The 24,269-nt window shown below is 40.1% G+C and carries 24 protein-coding genes; all 24 read left to right on the top strand.

The features are described from left to right. Positions 1-16: 16 nt before the first annotated feature. The 24 genes from BK584_RS04520 to BK584_RS04405 all read left to right on the top strand — a co-directional run bounded on the left by BK584_RS04520 (position 17) and on the right by BK584_RS04405 (position 24,177). The gene (locus BK584_RS04520) at positions 17-379 is read left to right on the top strand and encodes a response regulator (protein WP_078391491.1); all 363 of its coding nucleotides are present in this window, start codon (positions 17-19) and stop codon (positions 377-379) included. After that, positions 354-989 (top strand): flagellar biosynthetic protein FliO, encoded by a 636-nt coding sequence (locus BK584_RS04515; protein ID WP_078391490.1) that lies wholly within the window; start codon positions 354-356, stop codon positions 987-989. Before BK584_RS04520 ends, BK584_RS04515 begins: the two co-directional genes overlap by 26 nt. Further along, positions 989-1,669 carry a flagellar type III secretion system pore protein FliP gene (gene fliP, locus BK584_RS04510; RefSeq protein ID WP_078391489.1) on the top strand — a complete coding sequence of 227 codons (681 nt, stop codon included), beginning with the start codon at positions 989-991 and terminating at the stop codon, positions 1,667-1,669. Before BK584_RS04515 ends, fliP begins: the two co-directional genes overlap by 1 nt. 16 nt (positions 1,670-1,685) lie before the next feature. After that, complete coding sequence (gene fliQ / locus BK584_RS04505) at positions 1,686-1,955, top strand: flagellar biosynthesis protein FliQ (RefSeq protein WP_054706729.1); 270 nt, start codon at positions 1,686-1,688, stop codon at positions 1,953-1,955. Further along, positions 1,955-2,734 carry a flagellar biosynthetic protein FliR gene (gene fliR / locus BK584_RS04500; RefSeq protein WP_078391488.1) on the top strand — a complete coding sequence of 260 codons (780 nt, stop codon included), beginning with the start codon at positions 1,955-1,957 and terminating at the stop codon, positions 2,732-2,734. Before fliQ ends, fliR begins: the two co-directional genes overlap by 1 nt. Next, entirely contained in the window at positions 2,731-3,834 is a 1,104-nt protein-coding gene (gene flhB / locus BK584_RS04495) for a flagellar biosynthesis protein FlhB (RefSeq protein ID WP_078391487.1), read from the top strand. Before fliR ends, flhB begins: the two co-directional genes overlap by 4 nt. 25 nt (positions 3,835-3,859) lie before the next feature. Beyond that, positions 3,860-5,899, top strand: a complete 2,040-nt coding sequence (flhA, locus tag BK584_RS04490; RefSeq protein ID WP_078391486.1) for a flagellar biosynthesis protein FlhA — start codon at positions 3,860-3,862, stop codon at positions 5,897-5,899. Then, positions 5,896-6,918 (top strand): flagellar biosynthesis protein FlhF, encoded by a 1,023-nt coding sequence (locus tag BK584_RS04485; RefSeq protein ID WP_078391485.1) that lies wholly within the window; start codon positions 5,896-5,898, stop codon positions 6,916-6,918. The genes flhA and BK584_RS04485 overlap by 4 nt, the downstream gene beginning before the upstream one ends. Beyond that, the gene (locus BK584_RS04480) at positions 6,881-7,459 is read left to right on the top strand and encodes a hypothetical protein (protein WP_078391484.1); all 579 of its coding nucleotides are present in this window, start codon (positions 6,881-6,883) and stop codon (positions 7,457-7,459) included. Before BK584_RS04485 ends, BK584_RS04480 begins: the two co-directional genes overlap by 38 nt. Beyond that, positions 7,456-8,352, top strand: coding sequence for a CheB methylesterase domain-containing protein (locus tag BK584_RS04475; protein ID WP_139365608.1), 897 nt, complete (start codon positions 7,456-7,458; stop codon positions 8,350-8,352). The genes BK584_RS04480 and BK584_RS04475 overlap by 4 nt, the downstream gene beginning before the upstream one ends. Next, positions 8,349-8,969, top strand: coding sequence for a chemotaxis protein CheC (locus BK584_RS04470; RefSeq protein ID WP_078391482.1), 621 nt, complete (start codon positions 8,349-8,351; stop codon positions 8,967-8,969). Before BK584_RS04475 ends, BK584_RS04470 begins: the two co-directional genes overlap by 4 nt. Continuing rightward, positions 8,956-9,438 carry a chemotaxis protein CheD gene (locus BK584_RS04465; protein WP_078391481.1) on the top strand — a complete coding sequence of 161 codons (483 nt, stop codon included), beginning with the start codon at positions 8,956-8,958 and terminating at the stop codon, positions 9,436-9,438. Before BK584_RS04470 ends, BK584_RS04465 begins: the two co-directional genes overlap by 14 nt. Positions 9,439-9,458: 20 nt before the next feature. Next, positions 9,459-10,214 carry a FliA/WhiG family RNA polymerase sigma factor gene (locus tag BK584_RS04460; RefSeq protein WP_078391480.1) on the top strand — a complete coding sequence of 252 codons (756 nt, stop codon included), beginning with the start codon at positions 9,459-9,461 and terminating at the stop codon, positions 10,212-10,214. Between the two features lie 14 nt (positions 10,215-10,228). Beyond that, positions 10,229-10,678, top strand: a complete 450-nt coding sequence (locus BK584_RS04455; protein ID WP_078391479.1) for a DUF6115 domain-containing protein — start codon at positions 10,229-10,231, stop codon at positions 10,676-10,678. Between the two features lie 157 nt (positions 10,679-10,835). After that, positions 10,836-11,555, top strand: coding sequence for a 30S ribosomal protein S2 (gene rpsB / locus BK584_RS04450; protein ID WP_054706708.1), 720 nt, complete (start codon positions 10,836-10,838; stop codon positions 11,553-11,555). 94 nt (positions 11,556-11,649) lie between these two features. After that, positions 11,650-12,534, top strand: a complete 885-nt coding sequence (gene tsf, locus BK584_RS04445; RefSeq protein WP_078391478.1) for a translation elongation factor Ts — start codon at positions 11,650-11,652, stop codon at positions 12,532-12,534. 89 nt (positions 12,535-12,623) lie between these two features. After that, on the top strand, positions 12,624-13,340 hold the full coding sequence (gene pyrH / locus BK584_RS04440) for a UMP kinase (RefSeq protein ID WP_437182730.1): 717 nt from the start codon (positions 12,624-12,626) through the stop codon (positions 13,338-13,340). A 3-nt stretch (positions 13,341-13,343) separates the two neighbouring features. After that, positions 13,344-13,901 (top strand): ribosome recycling factor, encoded by a 558-nt coding sequence (gene frr, locus BK584_RS04435; protein ID WP_078391476.1) that lies wholly within the window; start codon positions 13,344-13,346, stop codon positions 13,899-13,901. 111 nt (positions 13,902-14,012) lie between these two features. Then, positions 14,013-14,789 (top strand): undecaprenyl pyrophosphate synthase, encoded by a 777-nt coding sequence (gene uppS, locus BK584_RS04430; RefSeq protein ID WP_078391475.1) that lies wholly within the window; start codon positions 14,013-14,015, stop codon positions 14,787-14,789. Positions 14,790-14,804: 15 nt separating this feature from the next. After that, positions 14,805-15,602, top strand: coding sequence for a phosphatidate cytidylyltransferase (locus tag BK584_RS04425; protein ID WP_078391474.1), 798 nt, complete (start codon positions 14,805-14,807; stop codon positions 15,600-15,602). A 62-nt stretch (positions 15,603-15,664) separates the two neighbouring features. After that, a complete protein-coding gene (dxr, locus tag BK584_RS04420; protein ID WP_078391473.1) occupies positions 15,665-16,807 on the top strand; it encodes a 1-deoxy-D-xylulose-5-phosphate reductoisomerase in 1,143 nt (380 codons plus the stop codon). Between the two features lie 25 nt (positions 16,808-16,832). Then, positions 16,833-18,092, top strand: coding sequence for an RIP metalloprotease RseP (gene rseP, locus BK584_RS04415; protein ID WP_078391472.1), 1,260 nt, complete (start codon positions 16,833-16,835; stop codon positions 18,090-18,092). A gap of 31 nt (positions 18,093-18,123) precedes the next feature. Further along, entirely contained in the window at positions 18,124-19,824 is a 1,701-nt protein-coding gene (locus BK584_RS04410) for a proline--tRNA ligase (protein WP_078391471.1), read from the top strand. Positions 19,825-19,884: 60 nt separating this feature from the next. Continuing rightward, complete coding sequence (locus BK584_RS04405; RefSeq protein ID WP_078391470.1) at positions 19,885-24,177, top strand: PolC-type DNA polymerase III; 4,293 nt, start codon at positions 19,885-19,887, stop codon at positions 24,175-24,177. The last annotated feature ends 92 nt before the right edge of the window (positions 24,178-24,269 follow it).

The following is a 24,269-nucleotide window of genomic DNA, read 5'->3' as shown; positions in this document are numbered from 1 at the left end:
AGAAAGAGGGCTTACAATGTCAAAGAATGTGTTAGTAGTGGATGATGCCGCATTTATGCGAATGATGATTAAAGATATATTAACTAAAAATGGGTATGTCGTTGTTGGTGAAGCAAACGATGGTAACGAAGCGGTTGAACGTTTTAAGGAGTTATCTCCTGATCTCGTCACGATGGACATTACAATGCCTGAAAAGGATGGAATTACAGCACTAAAGGAAATTAAACAATTAGACCCTAGTGCAAAAGTAATTATGTGTTCTGCTATGGGACAGCAAGCGATGGTAATTGATGCTATCCAAGCCGGAGCAAAAGATTTTGTTGTCAAACCATTTCAAGCTGATCGAGTAATTGATGCAATCTCTAAAACGCTTAGTTAAAGCCGCGCTGCCTGCGGCTCTTCTCTTATTTTTCTTGTTAGATCCGGCACAAGCTGGTGCTCAAGATTGCAGTGTCCAGGCAGCGATTGCAGAAGGGGAAGAGTGTCTTGGCGAATCAGGGGAAGAAGATGAAGTGCAAGTAAGTTTTGGTGAGTCTCCTTGGATTAGCTTTTTAAAGATGATCGCGGCTTTACTCGTTGTCATTGCATTGTTATTTGGTCTACTTAAGTTTGTGAACAAACGTGCAAGAAGTTTTCAAGAGTCAAAAGCGTTGTCTTTAGTTTCTGGTGTATCACTTGGCGGGAATCGCTCGGTTCAAATGGTGAAAGTTGGAAATAAATTACTTGTTGTTGGTGTTGGTGAGCAAGTACAACTGCTTCATACGTTTGAAGATCAGAATGAGATCGAAGCAATCTTGAAGAAACAAGATGTTGAAAGTGAAGGAGCATCCGTTTCTTCGACAATTGACTCTATAAAGGCAAGTCTATTGCCAAAACAAGCGAAAAAAAATGAGTCATTTCAAGATGTGTTGACACGACGGTTAAAGCAATCAAAGCAAGATTTAACGCAAGACAGTCAAACGCAATTGATAAAAAGGGATGATGTGTAATGGGTGAATCGCTGCTACTTTCCTTTCTATCAGTTGATTTCTCTAGTGGTGATACATTAGCCACAACCGTGCAAATTGCTTTACTTCTTACTATTTTATCGATTGCTCCTGGTATTTTAATCTTAATGACCTGCTTTACACGAATCATTATTGTTCTCTCGTTTGTCCGTCAAGGTTTAGCGACACAATCAACGCCGCCCAATCAAGTTTTAATTGGTTTAGCATTATTTATGACGTTTTTTATTATGGCACCAGTCATTCAGGATGTGTATGAGGCATCATACGTACCGCTTTCAGCTGGTGAAGTGAGTGGAGAAGAAGCGCTTCAAGCTGCGATTGTGCCTATTAAGGAATTTATGGCGCAACATACGCGTGAAAAAGATTTAGCTTTATTTATGGGGTATGGAGGTTATGACAAGCCAGAAACACTGGAGGATGTGCCAATAACGGCATTAATTCCTGCTTTTGCTATCAGTGAATTAAAAACGGCTTTTCAAATTGGATTCCTCATATTTGTACCTTTTCTCGTGATTGATATGATCGTGGCAAGTGTTTTGATGTCAATGGGGATGATGATGCTCCCTCCTGTAATGATTGCATTGCCGTTCAAAGTACTTTTGTTTGTCCTAGTTGATGGATGGTATTTAGTTGTCCAAAGTTTATTAATTAGTTACCAATAGGAAGGAGAGTGGCCTGGTGAATTTAGAAATGGTCACACACCTTGCCCAAAGTGGCGTTTGGACAGTATTAATTGTTGCTGGTCCATTGTTATTGATTGCTCTTGCGTTAGGGCTTGCCGTCAGTATTTTTCAAGCGACTACACAAATTCAAGAGCAAACATTAGCGTTTATTCCTAAGATTGTCGGTGTGTTACTTGCACTCGTTTTTTTTGGTCCGTGGATGCTTTCCCAACTGACTGAGATGACATATAGCATATATAACAACTTACACAGGTTTATTGGGTAATGGAAGAAATCCTTACTTTCTACCCTGCTTTTTTACTAGTTTTTATTCGGATTAGTTCATTTTTTATCGTATTGCCTCTCTATAGTCATCGATCAGTTCCCGCGCCATTTAAAATAGGTTTTGCAGCATTTGTGGCAGGAATCGTGGTTTTTTCAATGGAATTGCCACTAATCGAACTTAATGCATTCTATCTTTTGCTGGTATTAAAGGAACTTGGAGTAGGTTTACTGGCAGGTTTGATTGCGATGATTTTGCTTTATGCTGTGCAAGTAGCAGGTGGGATTATTGATTTTCATCTAGGTTTTATGCTCGCGAATGTCGTTGACCCTCAAACTGGAGCCCAAAGTCCACTTACCGGAAGTTATCTATATTTATTTGCGCTATTATACTTATTGGTTATTGATGGGCATCACCTATTATTAGACGGAGCTGTTTATAGTTATTTATTTATCCCGATTGATCAATTAGGATTGCCTCTGGGTGACGGCTCGATCATTAGTCATATTACTTCGGTCCTCGTAACAATGTTTGCTTTTGGTGTGTCGATGGCTTTTCCAGTTGTTGGTGCATTGTTTTTAGTTGATGTGGCTTTAGGGATCGTTTCTCGGACGGTTCCGCAGATGAATGTATTTGTGGTCGGTTTACCAATAAAATTACTTGCTGGTTTGCTTGTACTCTTTATCTATATCGGCGTCTTCTTTATGAGCGTAAACTATTTATTTGAAGAAATATTACTAGCGATGAGACTTTTTCTAGAGAGGCTCGGTGAATCAACGTGAAGACTTTGTTAACAATGGATTTACAGTGGTTCTCTGAAGAAAAAACCGAAAAAGCAACGCCGAAAAAGCGCTTAGATTCTAGAAAAAAAGGACAAGTACCAAAAAGTCAGGATGTAAATACAGCTTTCATGCTTTTTACAGCGTTCCTGCTATTTTGGTTATTTGCTGGTCCGAAGTTGTTTTCAGAGCTACAAGGTATGATGAGTGATATGTTTCTGCGCTTTATGAATTTACCGGTTACCGCCGAGAACAGTACAGCCCTGTTTCAACAACTAACATGGCGTATGGGTCTTGCCGTTTTACCAATTATGGCATTGACTGTACTTGCGGGTGCTTTCGCAAGCTTTGTCCAAGTGGGTTCGTTGTTAACAACAGAGCCGCTCAAATTCAAACTTGAAAAACTAAATCCAATCAAAGGTGCAAAGCGGATTTTTTCCGCAAGAGCCTTAGTTGAGTTGGCTAAATCGATCTTGAAAATTACATTGGTAGGTGCGACTGTAACAGCAGTAATTTATTTGAATCTGGATAGCGTTCTTTTGCTATCTCAAAAAAGTATCACAGTTGGAGCGGCTACTATAGGCGAGTTGACTGTTTTAATGGGACTAGCCGCTGCTGTTCTTTTACTATTATTAGCAATACCTGATTACATCTATCAACGCTATGACCATGAAAAACAAATCCGAATGTCAAAAAAAGACGTGCGGGATGAACATAAAACGATGGAAGGCGACCCTAAAATAAGGGCGCGGAGAAAGCAACGTCAAATGGACATGGCAATGAGCCGCATGATGCAAGAAATACCAAAAGCAGATGTAGTCATTACCAATCCGACACATTATGCGGTGGCCATAAAATATGATCAATCAAAAGCAGATGCCCCTGTGGTTGTAGCAAAAGGAATGGATTTCATGGCGGAACGAATCAAGTTGATTGCAAAGCAACATGAAGTCCCTTTAGTTGAAAATGTAGCTTTAGCCAGAGCCATGTATGCGACAATTGATGTTTCGCAACAAGTAAATGAAGAGATGTTTCAAGCTGTCGCAGAGGTGCTTGCTTTTGTTTATCGTTTGAAACAAAAAGCAAGTAAAAACAAGTTGTAAGATCAGCAAGAAAGGAGGGGGATTTTTGAAAGCAAGAGATTTAAGCGTACTTGCAGGTGTTATTTTAATCATTGTTATGTTGATTATCCCGCTTCCACCTTTTTTACTAGATGTGTTAATTATTTTTAATATCTCACTTTCCTTACTTATCTTACTCGTAGCAATTAGTAACAAAGATGCTTTAGAATTCTCAATCTTTCCTACGTTGCTTTTATTGATCACCCTTTTCCGTTTAGGGCTAAGTGTATCAACGACAAGGTCTATCTTAGGAAATGCAGAAGCAGGAAACGTTATTGATACGTTTGGTAGTTTCGTAATTGGTGGAAACGCGGTAGTTGGCCTTGTTGTGTTTTTAATCTTAATCATTATCCAGTTTATTGTTATTACAAAAGGGGCGGAACGTGTTTCAGAAGTTGGTGCAAGATTTACGTTGGATGCAATGCCGGGGAAACAAATGAGCATTGATGCAGACTTAAATGCTGGATTAATTTCGGATCGCGATGCAAAAGCTCGAAGAGAAAAAATCGAAAAAGAAGCCGATTTTTATGGATCTATGGATGGTGCTAGCAAATTTGTGAAAGGAGATGCAATTGCGAGCATTATCATAGTCATCATTAATTTGGTTTTTGGTCTGATTATAGGCATGATGCAAAAGGGGATGGATTTAACTACCGCAGCAAGTACTTATACGCTCTTAACGGTTGGTGATGGGTTAGTCACACAAATACCTGCCTTACTTATTTCTACTGCCACAGGAGTCATTGTTACAAAAGCTGCTTCAGAGGGGAATCTTGGATCAGATTTAACAAAACAAATTTTTGCTCATCCGAAGCTGTTATATGTCACTGCAGCGACCATTTTTTTACTTGGAATTACAACTCCAATTACTAAGATTGTTACTTTTTCGATTGCGGGGATTCTTGTTTTTGCTGGATATCGTCTTTCTAAAACGGCGGACTTTGAAAAAGAACTTGAGCATACATTGCAGGATGAGCAGCACCTTCCTGAAGAGCCCACTGGACCCGAAAGTGTTGTGCAGTTGTTACAAATGGATCCGATAGAGTTTGAGTTTGGGTATGGTTTGATTCCGCTTGCTGATGCAAATCAGGGAGGGGATCTGCTAGACCGTGTCGTTATGATTCGTAAACAAATGGCCTTGGAACTTGGGTCCGTTATTCCAGTGATTCGTATTCGAGATAATATTTCCCTCGAACCAAACGGTTATGTCATTAAAATAAAAGGTAGCGTTGTTGCAAGTGGAGATGTGCTACTTGATCACTATCTAGCAATGAGCACTGGGATTGAAGATGACGAGATAACAGGAATTGAAGCAATTGAACCAGCATTTGGTTTACCGGCTCTTTGGGTTAATGAAGAAATGAGAGATCGTGCAGAGATGTCTGGCTATACCGTCGTAGATCCGCCAACCGTTATATCAACTCATTTAACTGAAGTATTAAAAGCACATGCCCATGAACTTCTTGGCAGAGAAGAAACAAAGCAGTTAATTGATCACCTTAAAGAATCATACCCGACTTTAACGGAAGAAGTTACACCTAATCCACTTGCTATCGGAGATATTCAAAAGGTTTTACGTAACTTACTAAGAGAACAATTATCGATCCGCAACATGCCTGTCATCTTTGAAACATTGGCTGATTATGGACCATTAACCAAAGATATGAATGTCGTAACAGAATATGTTCGGCAAGCATTAGCTCGCCAAATTACGGAACAACTAACGCAAGGTTCTAAAGAGTTATATGTGTTAACACTTGCTGGAGGGACAGAAAAGAAGATTGCTGATGCGATTGGACAAAACGAGAGTGGTAGTTTCCTTGCCCTATCGCCTAATGATTCACAAACTATCTTGCAAAATGCAGCCAATGAAACTGCTAAGATGGGTGAACTAGGACGGCAAGCCGTCATTTTATGCTCACCAGCAATCCGGATGTATATGCGTCAGTTAATTGAACGTTATTTACCGAACGTACCAGTTATTTCTTATAATGAGCTTGATCCTGACGTTGAAGTACAAAGTGTTGGGGTGGTGAGAGCCGAATGAAGATTAGGCAGTTTGTTGCACCGACGATGGAGCAAGCAGTAAAAGCAATTCGGATAGAACTCGGAACGGAAGCGGTCATTCTACATTCTCGTGAAGTAAAAACCGGTGGTTGGTTTGGTTTTTTTGAGAAAACACAGTATCAAATAACTGCCGGAATGGAAGTGAAGGAATCAACTAGAGAGGTAGACTCGATAAAAACGCTTAGTAAATCGACGCTTCAAAAGCGCCTATCAGCTCATCTACGGCAAATGGGTATAAGTGAAGGTGTTAGAAATAATTTGATGTTAACGGCTAATATGATAGAAAAGAGCGGTATTACTAATTATTCAACCTTACTTAATCGAGTGCTTTCTTCAAACTTACATGTAACGTGCAAAAGACCGGGAGAAAAAAGGTTATTGTTTATTGCCGGTCCGACTGGTGTGGGGAAAACAACAACGATTGCTAAGCTAGCGTCTGAAGAGATATTTATGAATAAGAAAAAAGCTGCGTTTATTACATTGGATACATATCGGATCGCTGCAGTTGATCAATTAAAACGTTATGGAGAAATACTGGAGATTCCAGTCCACGTTGCTTATGATGAATTTGATTTAATGCGATTATGTGAAGATGAAGCTGATGCAGATATTATTTTTATTGATACGGCTGGTAGAAATTATTTAGAAACAGGGTTATCTGCCGAGTTGTTGGCTTATTTAAAGCGAAAAGAACAAGCAGAATTGTTTGTTGCTCTTAGTTTGGCAGCAAAAGCATCTGACTTAATTCAAATTATAGACTCATTTGATTCAGAGGTCATCGCAGGACTAATATTAACAAAAAAAGATGAAACAAGATCCCTGGGGACGTTATTAGAATTGCTGTATCATACAAACTTACCAATTGGTTGTGTAACGACAGGTCAAAGCGTTCCAGAAGATATTTGTTTTCCGGACGAAGCTAAATTATTGAACTGGTTAAGTGTGGAGGTGGCGAATGCCAATGGATCAAGCGCAAGGTTTGAGAGAGCTGAAGAGTAGACAAACCTCAACAAAAACCTTTGATGTTTGCCTTTGTGAATCCGATGATGCAGCGGTGCTAGAAATGGTTGTTGAAGCGTTAAGTAGTTATGGCTATCAAGCTGTTATTGTTGGGACAGACAATGTAAGGAAATTGTTTCGTCCAAAAGTACAGGATCAGCTATTTACAATAGAAACAATAAAAACGATTTCTGCAATAAATATCCACGTTATCTTCTATGTGCGAACAATACAAGAAAAAAAGATTGGTTGGCAGCAGTTGCCACTTATTGTATTCGTAAGGCCGGAAAAAGAACATTTACTAAAGCTCTATCAGTTTATAAAAAAAGAATTACCCCACTGTATTTACTTAATCGGGTTGGGTGCACTTGATAAGGAAAAGGTCCATCAAGCTTTATCCAATATGGATTCTTCTGTAAGGCGTTTTTTGAATAGGGACGTAGTGAATCTTGGTGCTGTTTGTATAGAACCCACAGATGATTTTGTTGATAGCGTCTATGAAAGTGCTAGCTTATTTGTTAAGCAGATCTTGTACGTGTGAAAAAAATAGCGATAGTTAGTTCGTCCAATTTTAGATGTCAATTCATCTATTTGCTTCTTGAAGGAGAATCAGTCACTTTATTTTCGAATCCGAAGCATGTGGAAGAGCCATTCTATGACATTATCATTTATGCACCCATTCATGAGGAGAATATAAATGTTTTCCCAAATCATAAATTAATCGTTGTGCAAGAAGGTGATATGAAACCATCCTTTTCAGGTAGGCACGTTCCTTTCGAAGTTACCAATCCATCTAATGTAAAGCGGAAAATATGGATGCATATCAATCAACTTCACTCTGAACGAGCGAACACCTTAACAGGAGGAATCGTCGCAATTGGCTCATCAACCGGTGGTCCATTGTCCTTGCAGACAGTGTTAAAACCGTTACCTGCGACATTTGATGTGCCGATCGTTATTGCTCAACACATGCCTGCTGACTTCACAAGAGTGCTTGCTAGAAGGCTAAACCAAATTGTGGGTATTCGGGTAAAAGAAGCTCATCATTTAGAGCGGCTTGAAGCGGGAACAGCTTATGTAGCTCCCGGGGGGAAGCAGATGACCATTCAAGTGAGTGGTGATAAGGATGCTGTAATCCACATAAATGAGCCCGAAGGAACGGACCTGTATCACCCTTCCATTAACTATTTATTTGAGTCTGTTGCATTGTATGAATGGAAAATTGTAGTCCTTTTAACTGGGATGGGTAGCGATGGCGCTGGGGCTTTAGCGAAACTAAAACAGTCTAGTCAAACCACAATTATAGCCGAATCACAACAAACTGCTACTATTTTTGGGATTCCTAATGCTGCAATAAAAACAGGATTGGTAGATGAGGTTTTACCAAATAACGAGATAGGCGAGTGGCTTGTCGGCAAAGGAGGAAAACCGTGAATGATCAATTAGATGTGATGAAAGAAGTGGCGAATATTAGTACAGGTTACGCAGCTACGGCATTATCTGATTTTTTGGCTTGCGGGGTCTCGATGAAAGTTCCTCAAGCATCTTATTTTCAGCTTGAAGATTTACCAAGGCTTGCTCCAGCTCAACATCAAAAATGGGCAGCGGTTTATGCACCTGTTAATGGCGAAGTAGCTGGTGGAATGTTTTTTATTGCTTCCATTCATTCAGCACAAATGTTGGCAACTCAGTTATTAAAAGGGCATTTAAAACACATGTCTAGTTCATTAGAAGACGATCAGTTAGCACATTCTGCTTTTCAAGAAGTTGGGAACATCGTGATAGGTTCATATTTAACAGCTCTATCTGAAATAGCTACGGTAAATTGCTATCCTCTTGTAACAGAGTTATCTATTGATTTTGCGGGAGCACTGCTTGCTGAAGCCGCGTTTTATTTGGCTGAAGACGAACAGTTTGTATTAATGGAAACGACAATGGCTATTCAAGAAATTAATCAAAAGATTGATGGATTGCTTTTATTTATTCCAGATACTGATTCAGTTGCTTTTTTAATAGAACGTTTAAGGATGACCTATCATGACAGGGCATGAGACGATCTCTATTGGGGAATGGCATTTAATTAAAGGCACAGGTAAATTGCGAACATGCGGACTGGGTTCATGTGTAGGCGTTGTGTTATTTGATAAAAAGAAGAAGTTAGCCGGAATGGTGCACATTATGTTACCTGATTCAAAGAAAGCTCGGAAAGGGAAGTTGAATCCTTGGCGATACGCAGATACAGCTCTTGAGCTATTACATAAGCAGCTATTGGAAGCTGGGGCTAGTGAAATTGGCGCTAAACTAGCAGGTGGAGCGCAAATGTTTAAATATGCTGTTCAACAAGAATTTATGCAAATTGGAGAACGGAATATTTTAGCCGTTTTACACGTTCTTGAAGCATTACACATCCCAGTTGTTGCGACTGATACAGGAGGGGCAACTGGGCGAACAATTGAGTTTGATGTTGTAACTTCAGAATTAGTTGTTCGAACGGCGAACAAGAGGCAAACCATCATTTAATAAAGGAGGCGGCGGTTTCAATGGATATTGAAGCAGATCTATGGAAGTGTTGGAATGAAACGAAGTCAGATCTGGCAGCTGAAAAGCTTATTCAGCATTATATGCCTCTTGTCACGTATCATGTACAGCGAATTTCAAATGGCCTGCCTATTTCGATTACAAAAGATGAAATGAAAAGCCATGCACTTGAAGGCTTGTTGGACGCTATAACAAAGTTTGATTCAAGCCGAGCTTTAAAATTTGATACGTATGCATCTTTTCGCATCCGTGGAGCAATGATTGATGGATTAAGGAAGGAAGATCGTTTGCCTAGAACGATTCGAGAAAAAATTAAAAAAATGGAGCAAGTCACAGAATCACTTGAGCAATTAAAAGGGAGAGCCATTGGTATAGAAGAGCTGGCAAGTGCTATGGATATGCCCGAAAAAGACATTGCAACACTAAAATATGAACAATATTCAAGTCATAACCTTTCGATTGATGATGTAATGAGTGGCTCTGACGAACAACAGTATGCTTATCAATTTCAAGATTTAGCAGCAAAGGCTCCTGAATCAAAGTTAGTAGAAGCTGATACAAAAGAGGAGCTTGCGATTGCCATACGCAAATTAAGTGAGAATGAACAGTTAGTCGTTCAACTAAGTTATTACGAAGAATTGACATTAACAGAAATAGGGCGTGTCTTGGATTTGTCAACTTCTAGAATCTCACAAATCCACGCTCGTGCAATTAATAAGCTTCGGCAAGCGTTGTTTAAAAAAGAATTTGTTCGATAGGAGGGCTGATTAAGATGATTGGTATACTATTATTTATTGTTTTAGTCGCTACTTTCTATCTATATATAAAAACACTTAAGCTCCAACGAAAGGTTGATCAATCTCTAAGTCAAGAACAATTAGAAACGGCTTTAGATGCGTTTATTATTGAGCTAAAAGCTGATAATGAAGCATTGATTGAACACCTGAATGGATTCCGTACAAGCGACCAAGAGCACACACGAGTCGGTACAATAAAAGAGTATGAAGATGAACAAGAACAGATCGTGCAACCCGCACAATGCAATCATTCTTATGAAAATGTCGATCAAAGGAAACTAGCATTGGAAAGTGAAACCGATGTCTTCTTACTTAATCAAAAAGGCTATACGAGTAAACAAATCGCAAAGCATCTTAATATCGGTATTTCGGAAGTGTCTTTAATGTTAGAATTTAACAAGAAGAAAAAAAGGATGTCTAATTAAAGTCTTTCTTGCAGAGTCTTATAGAATATGGTATAGTAATTGATGGTGTTAAATACACACGCCTTGGATTTTGGCGAAGGTGCTCATGTATTCTACAAGAGTGTCGTCAAAAAATGAAAAGAGCGGCGGAATAAAAAACCAAAAGGAGGTGTTTGATGTGGCAGTTATCTCCATGAAACAATTGTTAGAAGCAGGTGTTCACTTCGGTCACCAGACTCGTCGTTGGAACCCTAAAATGGATCGCTACATCTTCACAGAAAGAAACGGAATTTACATTATTGACCTTCAAAAGACGGTCAAGAAAGTTGAGACTGCGTACAACTTTGTTCGCGATCTTGCAGCTGACGGAGGCAAAGTCCTTTTCGTTGGTACTAAGAAACAAGCACAAGATTCAGTGCGTGACGAAGCAATTCGTTGCGGAATGTACTACATCAACCAACGCTGGCTTGGTGGTACGTTAACGAACTTCGAGACAATTCAAAAGCGTATTACGCGCCTTAAGAACCTCGAAAAAATGCAAGAGGATGGCACGTTTGATGTGCTTCCAAAGAAAGAAGTTATCTTGCTTAAAAAAGAAATGGATCGCCTTGAGAAGTTTCTAGGCGGAATTAAAGACATGAATGGTGTACCAGATGCATTGTTCGTTATTGATCCACGTAAAGAACGCATTGCAATTGCGGAAGCTCATAAATTGAACATTCCAATCGTTGCAATTGTCGATACAAACTGTGATCCAGATGAGATTGATTACGTGATTCCAGGAAACGATGATGCTATTCGTGCAGTTAAACTTTTAACTGGAAAAATGGCTGATGCCGTAATCGAAGCTACTTCTGGTGAAGAAGAAGTCGACGTTGAAGAAACAACAACAGCGTAAATGACGGACTCCAAAAAGGGTGGTAAAGGGAGATAAACCCTTTACTTCCCTTTTTTTTATGTGAGGAAATTATATCTATTAGGAGGAAACAAATATGGCAGTTACAGCTAGTATGGTAAAAGAACTTCGTGAAAAAACAGGCGCGGGCATGATGGATTGTAAAAAAGCCCTTGTTGAAGTAGATGGAGATATGGATAAAGCGGTTGATTATCTTCGTGAAAAGGGAATCGCAAAAGCAGAGAAAAAAGCGGATCGTGTAGCAGCAGAAGGTTTGTCTGCGGTTGTAACAGAAGGAAACAAAGCAGCAATTGTTGAAGTGAATTCTGAAACAGACTTTGTTGCTAAAAACGAAAACTTCCAAGCGTTAGTACAAGAGCTTGCAGAGCACATTCTTGCAGAAAACCCTGCAAGCGTTGATGCTATGCTTGAACAAGACTTTAAAGGTACTGGTGTAACAGTGCAATCGCACATCAACACAGCGATCTCTAAAATTGGAGAAAAGCTTTCCCTTCGTCGCTTTACGGTTGTTGAAAAAGAGGATGGAGATGTATTTGGCTCGTACCTTCACATGGGTGGACGCATTGGTGTCTTAGCTCTTATCGGTTCTTCTTCTGATGAAGAACTAGCAAAAGATATTGCGATGCATGTAGCAGCAATTAATCCAACTTATGTATCTCGCGATGAGGTCACTGGGGATGTTGTTGAGCGTGAGCGTGAAGTGCTGAAGCAACAAGCACTTAATGAAGGAAAGCCTGAAGCAATCGTTGAAAAAATGGTTGAAGGACGTTTGAGCAAATTCTTTGAACAAGTTTGTTTGCTTGATCAACCTTTTGTTAAAGACGGCGATCAAAAAGTAGGGAAATATGTAAAAGCAAAAAATGCTTCTGTTAAAACGTTTGTTCGCTATGAAGTTGGCGAAGGAATTGAGAAGCGTGAAGATAATTTTGCAGAAGAAGTTATGTCACAGGTGAAAAAATAACTGATTGTAGCACAAAAGGGACACTGCCAGGAGTTGTGTCCCTTTTTTACAAATGAAGAAAAGTCGTGCATGGATAAATGGAGGTCAAGATGAGCAAATACAATCGTGTCGTTTTAAAGCTTAGTGGTGAAGCGTTAGCTGGAGATCAAGGATATGGTATTGATCCAGCTGTAATTCAATCCATTGCTGGACAGATAAAAGAAATAATTGAATTAGAAGTAGAAGTGGCTGTTGTTGTTGGCGCGGGAAACATTTGGCGTGGAATGGCAGGGAGTGCACAAGGTATGGACCGGGCAACTGCTGATTATATGGGTATGCTTGCGACAGTTATGAACTCACTTGCGCTTCAAGATAGTTTGGAAGCAAATGGAGTTGAATCCAGGGTGCAAACATCAATTGAAATGCGTCAAGTGGCCGAACCTTACATACGTCGAAAAGCAATCCGCCATTTGGAGAAGAAACGCGTTGTTATTTTTGCTGCCGGAACGGGTAATCCATATTTTTCCACAGATACAACCTCTGCTTTACGTGCTGCGGAAATTGAAGCAGAAGTTATTTTAATGGCAAAGAATAATGTTGATGGCGTTTACAATGCAGATCCTCGAGTAGATCCTCAAGCAAAAAAATACGACACGATTACGTATATGGACGTTTTGAAAGATGGACTTCAAGTAATGGATTCAACAGCTTCATCCTTATGTATGGACAACGACATTCCACTTGTCGTATTCTCAATTATGGAAGAAGGAAATATTAAACGTGCTGTTCTTGGCGAAAAAATCGGAACTGTTGTAAGGGGGAAATAAACAATGACGAAAGAAATTCATAACGATGCAAAGCTACGTATGGACAAAGCGATCGATTCACTTGGAAGAGAGTTAGCTAAACTTCGTGCAGGTCGTGCGAATCCAGCAATTCTTGACCGTGTAACTGTGGAATATTATGGTGCACAAACGCCTCTAAACCAGTTATCAAGCGTAACAGTGCCTGAAGCTCGCTTGCTTTTAATTACACCGTATGATAAAACAGCAATTGGTAATATCGAAAAAGCGATTTTGAAATCAGATTTAGGATTAACTCCTTCTAGTGATGGACAAGTTATTCGTATTATCATTCCTGCACTAACTGAAGAACGTCGTAAAGATTTAGTGAAAATTGTTTCGAAGACTGCAGAAGAGTCTAAAGTTGCCGTTCGTAATATTCGTCGTGATGCCAACGATGAATTAAAGAAACAACAAAAAGACGGCGAATTAACTGAAGATGATTTACGTAGTGCTACAGAGGAAGTTCAAAAGTTGACAGACTCGTATATTACAAAAGTTGATGCAAAGGCTAAAGAGAAAGAACAAGAAATTATGGAAGTCTGATTCATTTGCGTGTATGATGAAGAGTAGTAGGAGACCCTCTTATTAAGGGGGTTTTTTACACTTTCCCAGCACGATGCAGGGCTTAAGCGCTAGTGAGACGGAGGGCGAAAAATGCTCGAGAGATTTTCAAAATGGAAACAAGCTTTCACTACGACTGAAGGCGAAACGTTTGAATATGTACTGGATCCTGAAAGAATACCAAAGCATATTGCGATCATTATGGACGGGAATGGACGTTGGGCTGCAGAAAAAGGGTTGCCTAGGATCGCAGGACACCGTGAAGGGATGAAAAATGTTAATAAAATTGTAAGGGCCGCAAACGCGTTGAATGTAGAAGTCCTTACTTTATATGCTTTTTCAACTGAAAACTGGAAGCGCCCAAAAACAGAAGTGGACTTTTTGCTTAGGTTACCAGAACGGTATTTGAAAAGTGAATTGCCAACCTTAATAAAAGAAAATGTACAAGTTCGCTTGATGGGGACGAGAGAAGACTTACCTAGCTATACATTGGCTGCTGTTGATGAGGCAGTAGAGAAAACAAAAACAAACACAGGGCTTGTGTTAAACTTTGCTTTAAATTATGGAAGCCGTTTTGAAATGGCAGGAGCCGTACAACAAATCGCTGAAAAAGTGAAACGAAATGAATTGCAACTAGAAGAGATTAATGAAGATGTGGTTAGTGCCCATTTGATGAGCAGCAACCTTCGTGACCCTGATTTATTGATTCGAACAAGTGGCGAGCTCCGATTGAGCAATTTCATGCTTTGGCAGCTTGCATATAGCGAATTTTGGTTTACGGATGTTTTATGGCCAAACTTCAATGAAACACATTTTCATGAAGCCATTTCCGTATATCAGAATCGAGGTCGGAGGTATGGCGGTCTTTAGGAAGGGGCAAAGTGAATGAAAACACGGATTGTAACTGGAATCTTTATTGGGATCGTCATATTAGCCATGGTTGGACTTGGTGGATGGTGGTTCTCAGGGTTTGTCAGTTTGATGGCAACTGTAGCGATGATAGAGCTGTTAAAAATGAAAAAAATAAAAGCTCTCTCTCTCAGGGGGATATTTGGATTGCTATCAATGTGGCTCCTACTTGTGCCATCTAGTTGGTTTGACCAAGTGATCCCAGTTGAATATTCAAAAATAGAAATGTTTATTTTCTTGATTCTCGTCCTGTTAATGTTAACTGTACTTACAAAAAATAAATTTACATTTGATGAAGTAGGGTTTATTGTTCTCTCAAGTGTCTATGTAGGCTTTGGTTTTCATTATTTGATCATATCACGTGAAGTTAGTGATATTGGTCTTTTGCTTGTATTGTTTGTTATTGTACTTATATGGACAACTGATTCAGGTGCTTATTTTGTAGGAAAAGCACTTGGGAAAACGAAGTTGTGGCCGGAAATTAGTCCAAATAAAACAATAGAAGGCTCACTTGGTGGAATTGTGTTAGCAATCATTGTTGGGAGTATCTTTTATACAATCAACCCATTTCTTTCTTCATACATAACGGCATTGATGATTATTCTCGTAACGGCTATTTTTGGTCAAATTGGCGATCTAGTTGAATCGGCCTTAAAGCGCCATTATGCAGTAAAAGACTCTGGGAATGTCTTGCCGGGACATGGAGGAATCTTAGATCGGTTTGATAGTTTAATTTTCGTCATGCCAATATTGCATTTGCTTCAGCTTATTTAAATGGCAGGGAGTTTTAGAAACAATAAGTAAAAGATGCATGATTGAAAATGGAGGAGAGTATAGTGAAACAAGTCAGTCTTTTAGGCTCAACAGGTTCAGTGGGAACACAAACGCTAGATGTAATTCGTGCATATCCAGACGCATTTACTCTTTCAGCAATGGCTTGTGGTTCCAATATTGAGCTTGCTCGTCAGCAAATCATAGAATTTAAACCAGAACTTGTTTCCGTTTCAACAACTGAAGATGCAAGCAAGCTTAAAGCAGAATTTGGCGAACATGTTGATTTTATGTATGGCACAGACGGCTTAGTAGAAGTAGCGAGGTTTGATAAAAGCGATGTTACTGTTACGGCGATCACTGGTTCAGTAGGCCTACTGCCCACACTTGCCGCAATTGAAGCAAAGAAACCAATTGCGATCGCAAACAAAGAAACACTTGTGACTGCAGGTCATCTTGTTGTAGAAGCTGCGAAAAGACACGGTGTACCATTAATACCGGTAGATAGTGAACACTCTGCTATCTTTCAAGCGCTACAAGGGGAGTCGCATAAAACAATTGATCGACTTATATTAACGGCGTCGGGTGGTAGTTTTCGAGATCGGACAAGAGAAGAATTAGAACAAGTGACAGTAGAAGAAGCACTGTCGCATCCGAATTGGTCAATGGGTGCTAAAATAACAATTGATTCTGCCACGATGATGAATAAAGGCCTAGAAGTAATCGAAGCAAGATGGCTTTTTGACTTGGATTATGACAAAATTGATGTATTAATCCATAAAGAAAGCATTATTCATTCAATGGTGGAATTTGTGGACCGTAGCGTCATTGCTCAATTAGGGACGCCCGATATGCGTGTACCCATTCAATACGCTCTTACACATCCAGATCGATATGCTGCGCACTCGAATACGAAGAGATTAGAGTTATGGGAGCTCGGCAAACTACATTTTAATAAAATGGACATGGAACGTTATCGATGTATGCATTTAGCGTATGAAGCTGGCAAGGCAGGCGGTACGATGACAACGGTATTAAATGCGGCTAACGAGGTGGCAGTTGAACGTTTTTTAAATGGACAACTAACATTTCTTGAGATTGAGCAAGTAATTGAGCAGGCACTTGAGACGCATTCACTGATTGCTAACCCCACGCTTGATGAGATCCAAGCAGTTGATAAAGAGATTCGCGAACAATTAACGCGGTAATTAAACCTGAGAGGCGGTATTGCTTTTGAATACATTGCTTGCATTTATTGCCATATTCAGTGTGCTTGTGTTTGTGCACGAATGGGGCCATCTTTATTTTGCAAAAAAAGCCGGCATACTTTGTTATGAGTTTGCGATTGGCATGGGTCCGAAATTATTCGCTTTTGAACGCAATGACACAATATACACGGTACGTCTTTTGCCTATTGGCGGTTACGTCCGGATGGCTGGTGAAGAGCCGGAACAAACAACGATTCGTCCCGGGTATGAAATCGGACTTGTTTTTGATGACAAGCAAATGGTAACAGAGATTATCATTAATAATAAATCGAAGCATCCCGAAGCGCATGTCGTGCAAGTGGAACGTATTGATTTAATTCATGAGTTGTTTATTGAAACAGTGGATGAAGAATCAGGCGAAACGATTCGTTACAATGTCCATGAAAAGGCAATGATCGTCCAAGATGAAGTAGCGCAAATTAATGCGCCGTGGCATCGCCAGTTTGGTTCTAAATCATTGCCAAAAAGAGCGATGGCGATTTTTGCTGGTCCGATGATGAACTTCATATTGGCTTTTGTCATTTTGTTAGCTCTTAGTTTGTACCAAGGAGTCCGTTTAACATCGGAAATTGTCATTCCTGAAAACGAAACCTCACCTGCACAAGAAGCTGGACTAGAAACAGGTGATGTCATCACTTCAATCGAAGGTACACCTGTTTCAACTTGGAATGAGATGACGGCAGAAGTGCAGAAATACCCAAACCAAGAAATTGCTCTTTCGTTTGAACGTAATGGTGAAGAAATGCAAACCAATGCTTCACTTGAACAAAGAGAGGTTATGCCAGATGAGTTTGAAGGTGTTTTAGGTGTACAAGGAATCTTTGAATTTTCGTTTCTAGGCTCACTTCAGCATAGCGCACAACAATTTGTGACACTCGCTACTTCAATCTTTGACACATTAAGCTTAATATTTACTGGTCAATTTTCATTAGACTATATTTCAGGTCCTGTAGGGATTTACGATATAACTGATCAAGCCGTTTCGTTAGGGTTGTTAACGGTTATTAACTTCGCCGCCCTTCTCAGTATTAATCTTGGCGTCATTAACTTGTTCCCGATACCTGCCTTAGATGGTGGGCGTCTAATGTTCCTAGCTTATGAGGGGATACGTGGGAAGCCTGTTTCTCCAGAAAAAGAAGGAGCAATCCAGTTTGTTGGTTTTGCACTAGTGATGCTGTTAATGATTATTGTGACATGGAATGATATTAGTAAACTGTTTTCTTAATCACTTGCATTAAAAAAGGATGTGCAGCAAATTGAGACAATCGACTTTTTTAGCGCCAACAATGCGCGATGTACCAGCAGATGCCGATGCGATTAGCCATCAGCTTATGCTTCGTGCAGGGATGATGCGACAAATCGCTTCTGGTGTTTACGCTTATATGCCTCTTGCAAAGCGAGCAATGGCTAAAATTGAAACAATTATAAGAGAAGAATTGGATAAGATTGGTGCCCAGGAATTATTGCTGCCTAGTTTGCATCCTGCGGAACTATGGCAGGAATCTGGCCGTTGGGAAAGCATGGGTGATGAGCTAATTCGCTTGAAGGATCGCCATAACCGTGATTTTGCACTTGGTCCTACCCATGAAGAAGTCATTACAATGTTAATCAAAGATGGTATTGCATCTTATAAAAAATTACCTCTTAATGTCTATCAAATACAAACGAAGTTTCGCGATGAGCGTCGACCTCGTTTCGGTTTATTACGAGGTCGAGAGTTCATTATGAAAGATGCCTATTCTTTTCATGATTCAGCGGAAAGTCTCGATGAAATGTATTGGGCCATGCACGCTGCCTATTCACGCATCTTTACACGAGTTGGTCTAACTTTCCGCCCGGTAATTGCTGATTCAGGTTCAATGGGTGGTAAAGATACCCATGAATTCATGGCTTTGGCAAGTGTAGGCGAAGATACAATCGTATACTCTGATGAATCGGAGTACGCAGCGAACTTAGAAATGGCTGCAAGTGCTGCTCCTCCTTCGGCAGAAGTGCAAGTATATGGCCGTTTAGAAAAGAAAGAAACACCAAACGCGAAAACGGTTGATGATGCAGCTGCGGCGTTAGGACTTGATGCTGATGATATTTTTAAAGCGTTAGTTGTTATGCTTGATGATGAGCTTACTCTTCTGATTCTACGTGGAAATGATGAGCTTAATGAAGTCAAAGCACTGCATGAACTCGGTGCAAAAGAGATGAGAATGGCCACTGAACAAGAAGTGGTTGATGCTTTTGGTGCATCTCCTGGTTCAATCGGTCCAGTTGGTGTTGGAAATGTTCCAATTTACGCGGATCATCGCATTCACAGTATGAAAACGATCGCGTGCGGTGCAAATGAAACAGGTTACCATTATGTACATGTGGGCCCTGGGCATGATTACACTGTAACAGCTTATAAAGACTTACGTACTGTCCGTGAAGGTGATCCTTCACCAGATGGCAAAGGCACACTTCGCTTTGCTGAAGGGATTGAAATCGGACAAGTATTTAAACTTGGTACGAGGTATTCAGAATCTCTTGATGCAAAGTATTTGGATTCAAATGGAAAAGCGCAACCATTTCTTATGGGTTGCTACGGGATTGGTGTATCTCGAACCATTGCAGCAGTGATTGAGCAGCATCATGATGAGTTTGGCGTTGTGTGGCCAAAAGCAGTAGCTCCGTTTCATGTCCACTTGCTTGCACTAAATGTGAAAAATGAAGAGCAAAAGCAACTTGCAGAGTCTCTCTATCAAGAACTTAGGGAAGCATCTATCGAAGTTTTATATGATGATCGACCTGAACGGGCCGGCGTCAAATTTAAAGATTCTGATTTAATGGGTTTACCTGTTCGAGTTTCAGTGGGTAAACGCGCAGGTGAAGGTTTTGTTGAAGTAAAGGTCCGTAAAACGGGCGAACAGCTTGAATTGCCCGCTGGCGAGTTGGCAAGCTGGCTGCATCAATTTTTGAGCGAATAACGCGAAGGCAGGCTGGCGGTTCGCCAGTCTGTTTTGATGTTTATAAAAAGGGGTGAGTACATGAGCGATGCAATGCAGACAAGAGAAGAACGTCTCTTGCTCCTGTTGGAACAATTACAAATTCCAGAAGATATTCTCCACCATTTTAAAAATGGATATATTAAAAAACTAGCAATCTCACAAGAAAGCAAAACGTGGCACTTCTACATTCATTTGGACCATCTGTTACCTGCAGAGTTATTTGAGTTGTTTCAAGGTCGTTTATCACAAACATTTCGCGATATTGCGAAAGTAAGTTGTTCGTTTTCATACACGAATAGTGCGCCGGATGAGGCAATGTGGAATCGGTATTGGCCTTTAATTGCCAGTGAATTAACGACTGTTTCTCCACCTCTTGCATCGGTCTTACAAAAGCAAGTAGTAAAGTTGGTTGAAAACAAACTCGCGCTTGTCGCACAAAATGATGCGGAAGCAGAGGCAATGAAGAGAAAGTTAGCTGAGCCGTTTAAACAGATAAGCACTCGTTTTGGTTTACCTTTGCTACCGCTTGCTATCAGTGTGCAAGAATCACAGGAAGTTTATGAAGAATTTGTTCGAAAGCGTGCTGAGGAAGACCATTCCAAAGTCGTTGAGGCGATGCTTGAGAAGAAGCGTGTAGAAGATGAAATGTCCAAACAAGTGAAAGATGCAAATTTATCGATGGGGTATACGATTAAAGATGATCCGACACCTCTTGAGGCAATTGTTGATGAAGAACGCCGTATTACGGTTCAAGGATATGTCTTTGCCACAGATATTCGTGAGTTACGCAGTGGACGGACATTATTAACATTTAAGATCACAGATTACACCGATTCGATTTTAGTTAAAATGTTTTCACGTGATAAAGAAGATGTACCCGTTATGCAGGCGCTTAAGAAAGGGATGTGGCTAAAAGTCCGAGGCGGGATTCAGAATGATACGTTTGTACGTGATCTTGTGATGATAGCGAATGACTTTAACCAAATTACACCAAGTACCCGTGTAGATACTGCTGATGAAAAACGAGTGGAGCTACATACACATTCCACAATGAGTCAAATGGATGGTCTTGTTTCAGTTGGACAATATGTTGAACAAGCGGCAAAGTGGGGCCATTCGGCTGTAGCAATTACCGATCATGGTGTTGTTCAAGCATTTCCGGAAGCCTATAATGCAAGCAAAAAACATGGAATCAATGTCATCTTTGGAATGGAAGCAAATATTGTTGATGATGGGGTCCCTATTGCATACAACTCTGATCATCGCCATTTATTGGAAGAAGAGTATGTAGTATTTGACGTAGAGACAACTGGTTTATCTGCAGTGTATAACACGGTCATTGAGCTTGCAGCAGTCAAAATTAAAAACGGTGAAATCGTCGACACGTATGAGTCGTTTGCCGATCCAAAAGAGCCTATTTCAGCAACAATAATAGAACTCACTGGTATTACCGATGATATGGTCCAAGGAGCACCTGACCCACTAGAAGTATTAAAGCAATTCAGGGAGTTCGCTGGAGAGGCAACGATCGTTGCTCACAATGCTAGTTTTGATATTGGTTTTTTAAATGTTGGTTATAAAAAACTCGGTTTTACTGAAGTCAAAAACCCAGTCATTGATACGCTAGAACTAGGGCGTTTCCTTTATCCAGAATTAAAAAACCACCGTCTCAACACGTTATGTAAAAAGTTTGATATTGAACTGGTCAGCCACCACAGAGCGATCTATGATACACAGGCAACAGCATATTTACTTTGGAAGATGGTCAAAGATTCTGCGGAGAAAGAGATTTTTTATCATGATGAACTAAATAACCATATGGGACAAGGTAACTTTCACCGTCAACGGCCATTTCATTGTACCATTCTCGTAACTTCTCAAGAAGGACTGAAGAATTTATATAAACTTGTTTCAATGTCCCATTTGCAATATTATTTCCGGACACCGCGTATTCCACGATCTCAACTCAGTAAGCACCGTGAAGGATTAATTATTGGTTCTGCTTGCGATAAAGGTGAAGTATTTGAAGGGATGATGCAGAAATCGGCTGATGAAGTAGAGGGAATTGCTCGTTTCTATGATTATTTGGAAATTCAACCGTTAGGGAATTATCGTCATTTAATCGAACGAGAATTAATTAAGAATGAGACTGCATTACAAGAGATCATAGGGAAAATTATTGACTTAGGGAAACAATTAGAAATACCCGTTGTTGCGACAGGTAACGCTCATTACTTGGATGAAGAAGATGCGATTTATAGGAAAATACTAATCGCCTCTCAAGGTGGTGCTAATCCATTAAATAAGCAAACCCTCCCGCAAGTACATTTTCGTACTACAGATGAAATGCTTAATGAGTTTGCTTTTTTAGGTGAGGAAGAAGCCGCAAAAGTTGTTGTGGAAGCATCCAATGAGATTGCGAACAAAGTAGGAGAGGTACACCCAATACCTGATGATTTGTATGCGCCTAAAATTGAAGGTGCGGATGACGAGATGCGAGAAATGAGTTATGGTCGAGCTCGGATGATCTACGGAGATAATCTACCAGAGATTGTTGAAGCGCGATTGGAGAAAGAACTTAAGAGCATCATTGGTCATGGTTTTGCGGTTATTTATTTAATTTCACAAAAGCTTGTTAAAAAATCACTAGATGACGGTTACCTTGTTGGTTCTAGGGGATCAGTTGGATCTTCTTTTGTGGCGACAATGACTGAGATTACTGAAGTGAATCCTTTAGCCCCTCATTACGTTTGTCCGGCATGCAAGCACTCACAATTTTTTGATGATGGTTCCGTCGCATCAGGCTATGATTTACCTGACGCAACATGCCCTGAATGCGGAGCAGATTACAAAAAAGATGGACAAGATATCCCGTTTGAAACGTTTCTAGGTTTTAAAGGAGACAAAGTTCCAGATATTGATCTGAACTTCTCTGGTGAGTACCAGCCTCGTGCACATGCTTATACAAAGGACTTATTTGGTGAAGAGTATGTTTACCGAGCAGGAACGATTGGTACAGTAGCAGAGAAAACAGCTTATGGTTATGTGAAAGGCTATCAAAGTGATCATGATTTATTGATGCGAGGAGCAGAGATCGATCGACTCGTTTCAGGTTGTACAGGAGTAAAAAGGACGACTGGGCAACACCCAGGGGGGATTATAGTTGTACCTGACTACATGGACATCCATGATTTTTCCCCTATTCAATTCCCGGCAGATGATAAGAATTCGGAGTGGAAGACAACACACTTTGACTTCCACTCGATTCATGATAACTTGCTAAAACTTGATATTCTAGGTCATGATGATCCTACAGCAATACGGATGCTTCAAGATTTAAGTGGGATTGATCCAAAAACAATACCGACAGATGACCCGGAAGTAATGAAAATCTTTGCTTCACCAGATGTGCTTGGAGTAACAGAGGAGCAAATCATGTGTAAAACAGGGACACTTGGTATACCTGAATTTGGGACACGTTTTGTACGACAGATGCTTGAAGAAACAAAGCCAAGTACGTTTTCAGAATTACTACAGATCTCCGGTCTTTCACATGGGACAGATGTATGGTTAGGAAATGCAAACGAACTTATTTATAATGGAACATGTGAGTTAAAAGATGTAATTGGCTGTCGAGATGATATTATGGTTTATTTGATTTATAAAGGGCTTGAGTCTTCTCTAGCATTTAAGATTATGGAATTTGTGCGTAAAGGCAAGGGGCTTCAACCAGAGTGGGTGGAAGAAATGAAAAAGCATGATGTGCCTGATTGGTACATCGATTCATGTACAAAAATCAAGTACATGTTTCCAAAAGCTCACGCAGCAGCTTATGTATTAATGGCAGTGCGAATTGCTTATTTCAAAGTTCACCATCCAATTCTTTATTACGCAACTTATTTTACTGTTCGGGCCGATGATTTTGAGATGGATATAATGATTAAAGGTCCTAGCTCGATCCGGGCGAAAATTGAAGAAATCAATGCAAAAGGGCTAGATGCTGCTCCGAAGGAAAAAGCGGTGCTAACGGTATTAGAATTATCACTTGAAATGTGTGAACGGGGCTTTGGTTTTCAAAAGGTAGATTTATATAAGTCTTCTGCAACAGAATTCATTGTTGATGGGGAAAAGCTTTTACCTCCGTTTAATTCATTAAATGGTGTAGGTACAAATGCGGCTTTAAACATTGTTAAAGCACGTGAGAGTGGACATTTCTTATCGAAAGAAGATTTGCAACAAAGGGCGAAGTTGACAAAAACAGTTGTAGAAAACTTGTCCGACCATGGTTGTTTAGAAGGATTACCTGATTCGAATCAGCTATCGTTGTTTTAACGGCGCGTCGCCTTGCGTGAACAGCTTTAATATGGTACAATCGTTTATGGTAATAGTTAGCATACGATGAAGGAAAAAAGAGTGGGGGCTTC

The organism is Shouchella patagoniensis (assembly GCF_002019705.1).
Classification (GTDB): Bacteria; Bacillota; Bacilli; order Bacillales; family Bacillaceae_D; genus Shouchella; species Shouchella patagoniensis.
Note: the sequence above shows the minus strand (reverse complement) of the source record. Positions and strands in the feature narration are given on the sequence as shown.

Coding starts and splice junctions, on each gene's coding strand:
- BK584_RS04520 (WP_078391491.1), top strand. CDS start 17: ATGTCAAAGAATGTGTTAGTAGTGGATGATGCCGCATTTATGCGAATG.
- BK584_RS04515 (WP_078391490.1), top strand. CDS start 354: ATGCAATCTCTAAAACGCTTAGTTAAAGCCGCGCTGCCTGCGGCTCTT.
- fliP (WP_078391489.1), top strand. CDS start 989: ATGGGTGAATCGCTGCTACTTTCCTTTCTATCAGTTGATTTCTCTAGT.
- fliR (WP_078391488.1), top strand. CDS start 1,955: ATGGAAGAAATCCTTACTTTCTACCCTGCTTTTTTACTAGTTTTTATT.
- BK584_RS04485 (WP_078391485.1), top strand. CDS start 5,896: ATGAAGATTAGGCAGTTTGTTGCACCGACGATGGAGCAAGCAGTAAAA.
- BK584_RS04480 (WP_078391484.1), top strand. CDS start 6,881: ATGGATCAAGCGCAAGGTTTGAGAGAGCTGAAGAGTAGACAAACCTCA.
- BK584_RS04465 (WP_078391481.1), top strand. CDS start 8,956: ATGACAGGGCATGAGACGATCTCTATTGGGGAATGGCATTTAATTAAA.
- BK584_RS04460 (WP_078391480.1), top strand. CDS start 9,459: ATGGATATTGAAGCAGATCTATGGAAGTGTTGGAATGAAACGAAGTCA.
- BK584_RS04455 (WP_078391479.1), top strand. CDS start 10,229: ATGATTGGTATACTATTATTTATTGTTTTAGTCGCTACTTTCTATCTA.
- tsf (WP_078391478.1), top strand. CDS start 11,650: ATGGCAGTTACAGCTAGTATGGTAAAAGAACTTCGTGAAAAAACAGGC.
- pyrH (WP_437182730.1), top strand. CDS start 12,624: ATGAGCAAATACAATCGTGTCGTTTTAAAGCTTAGTGGTGAAGCGTTA.
- frr (WP_078391476.1), top strand. CDS start 13,344: ATGACGAAAGAAATTCATAACGATGCAAAGCTACGTATGGACAAAGCG.
- uppS (WP_078391475.1), top strand. CDS start 14,013: ATGCTCGAGAGATTTTCAAAATGGAAACAAGCTTTCACTACGACTGAA.
- BK584_RS04425 (WP_078391474.1), top strand. CDS start 14,805: ATGAAAACACGGATTGTAACTGGAATCTTTATTGGGATCGTCATATTA.
- BK584_RS04405 (WP_078391470.1), top strand. CDS start 19,885: ATGAGCGATGCAATGCAGACAAGAGAAGAACGTCTCTTGCTCCTGTTG.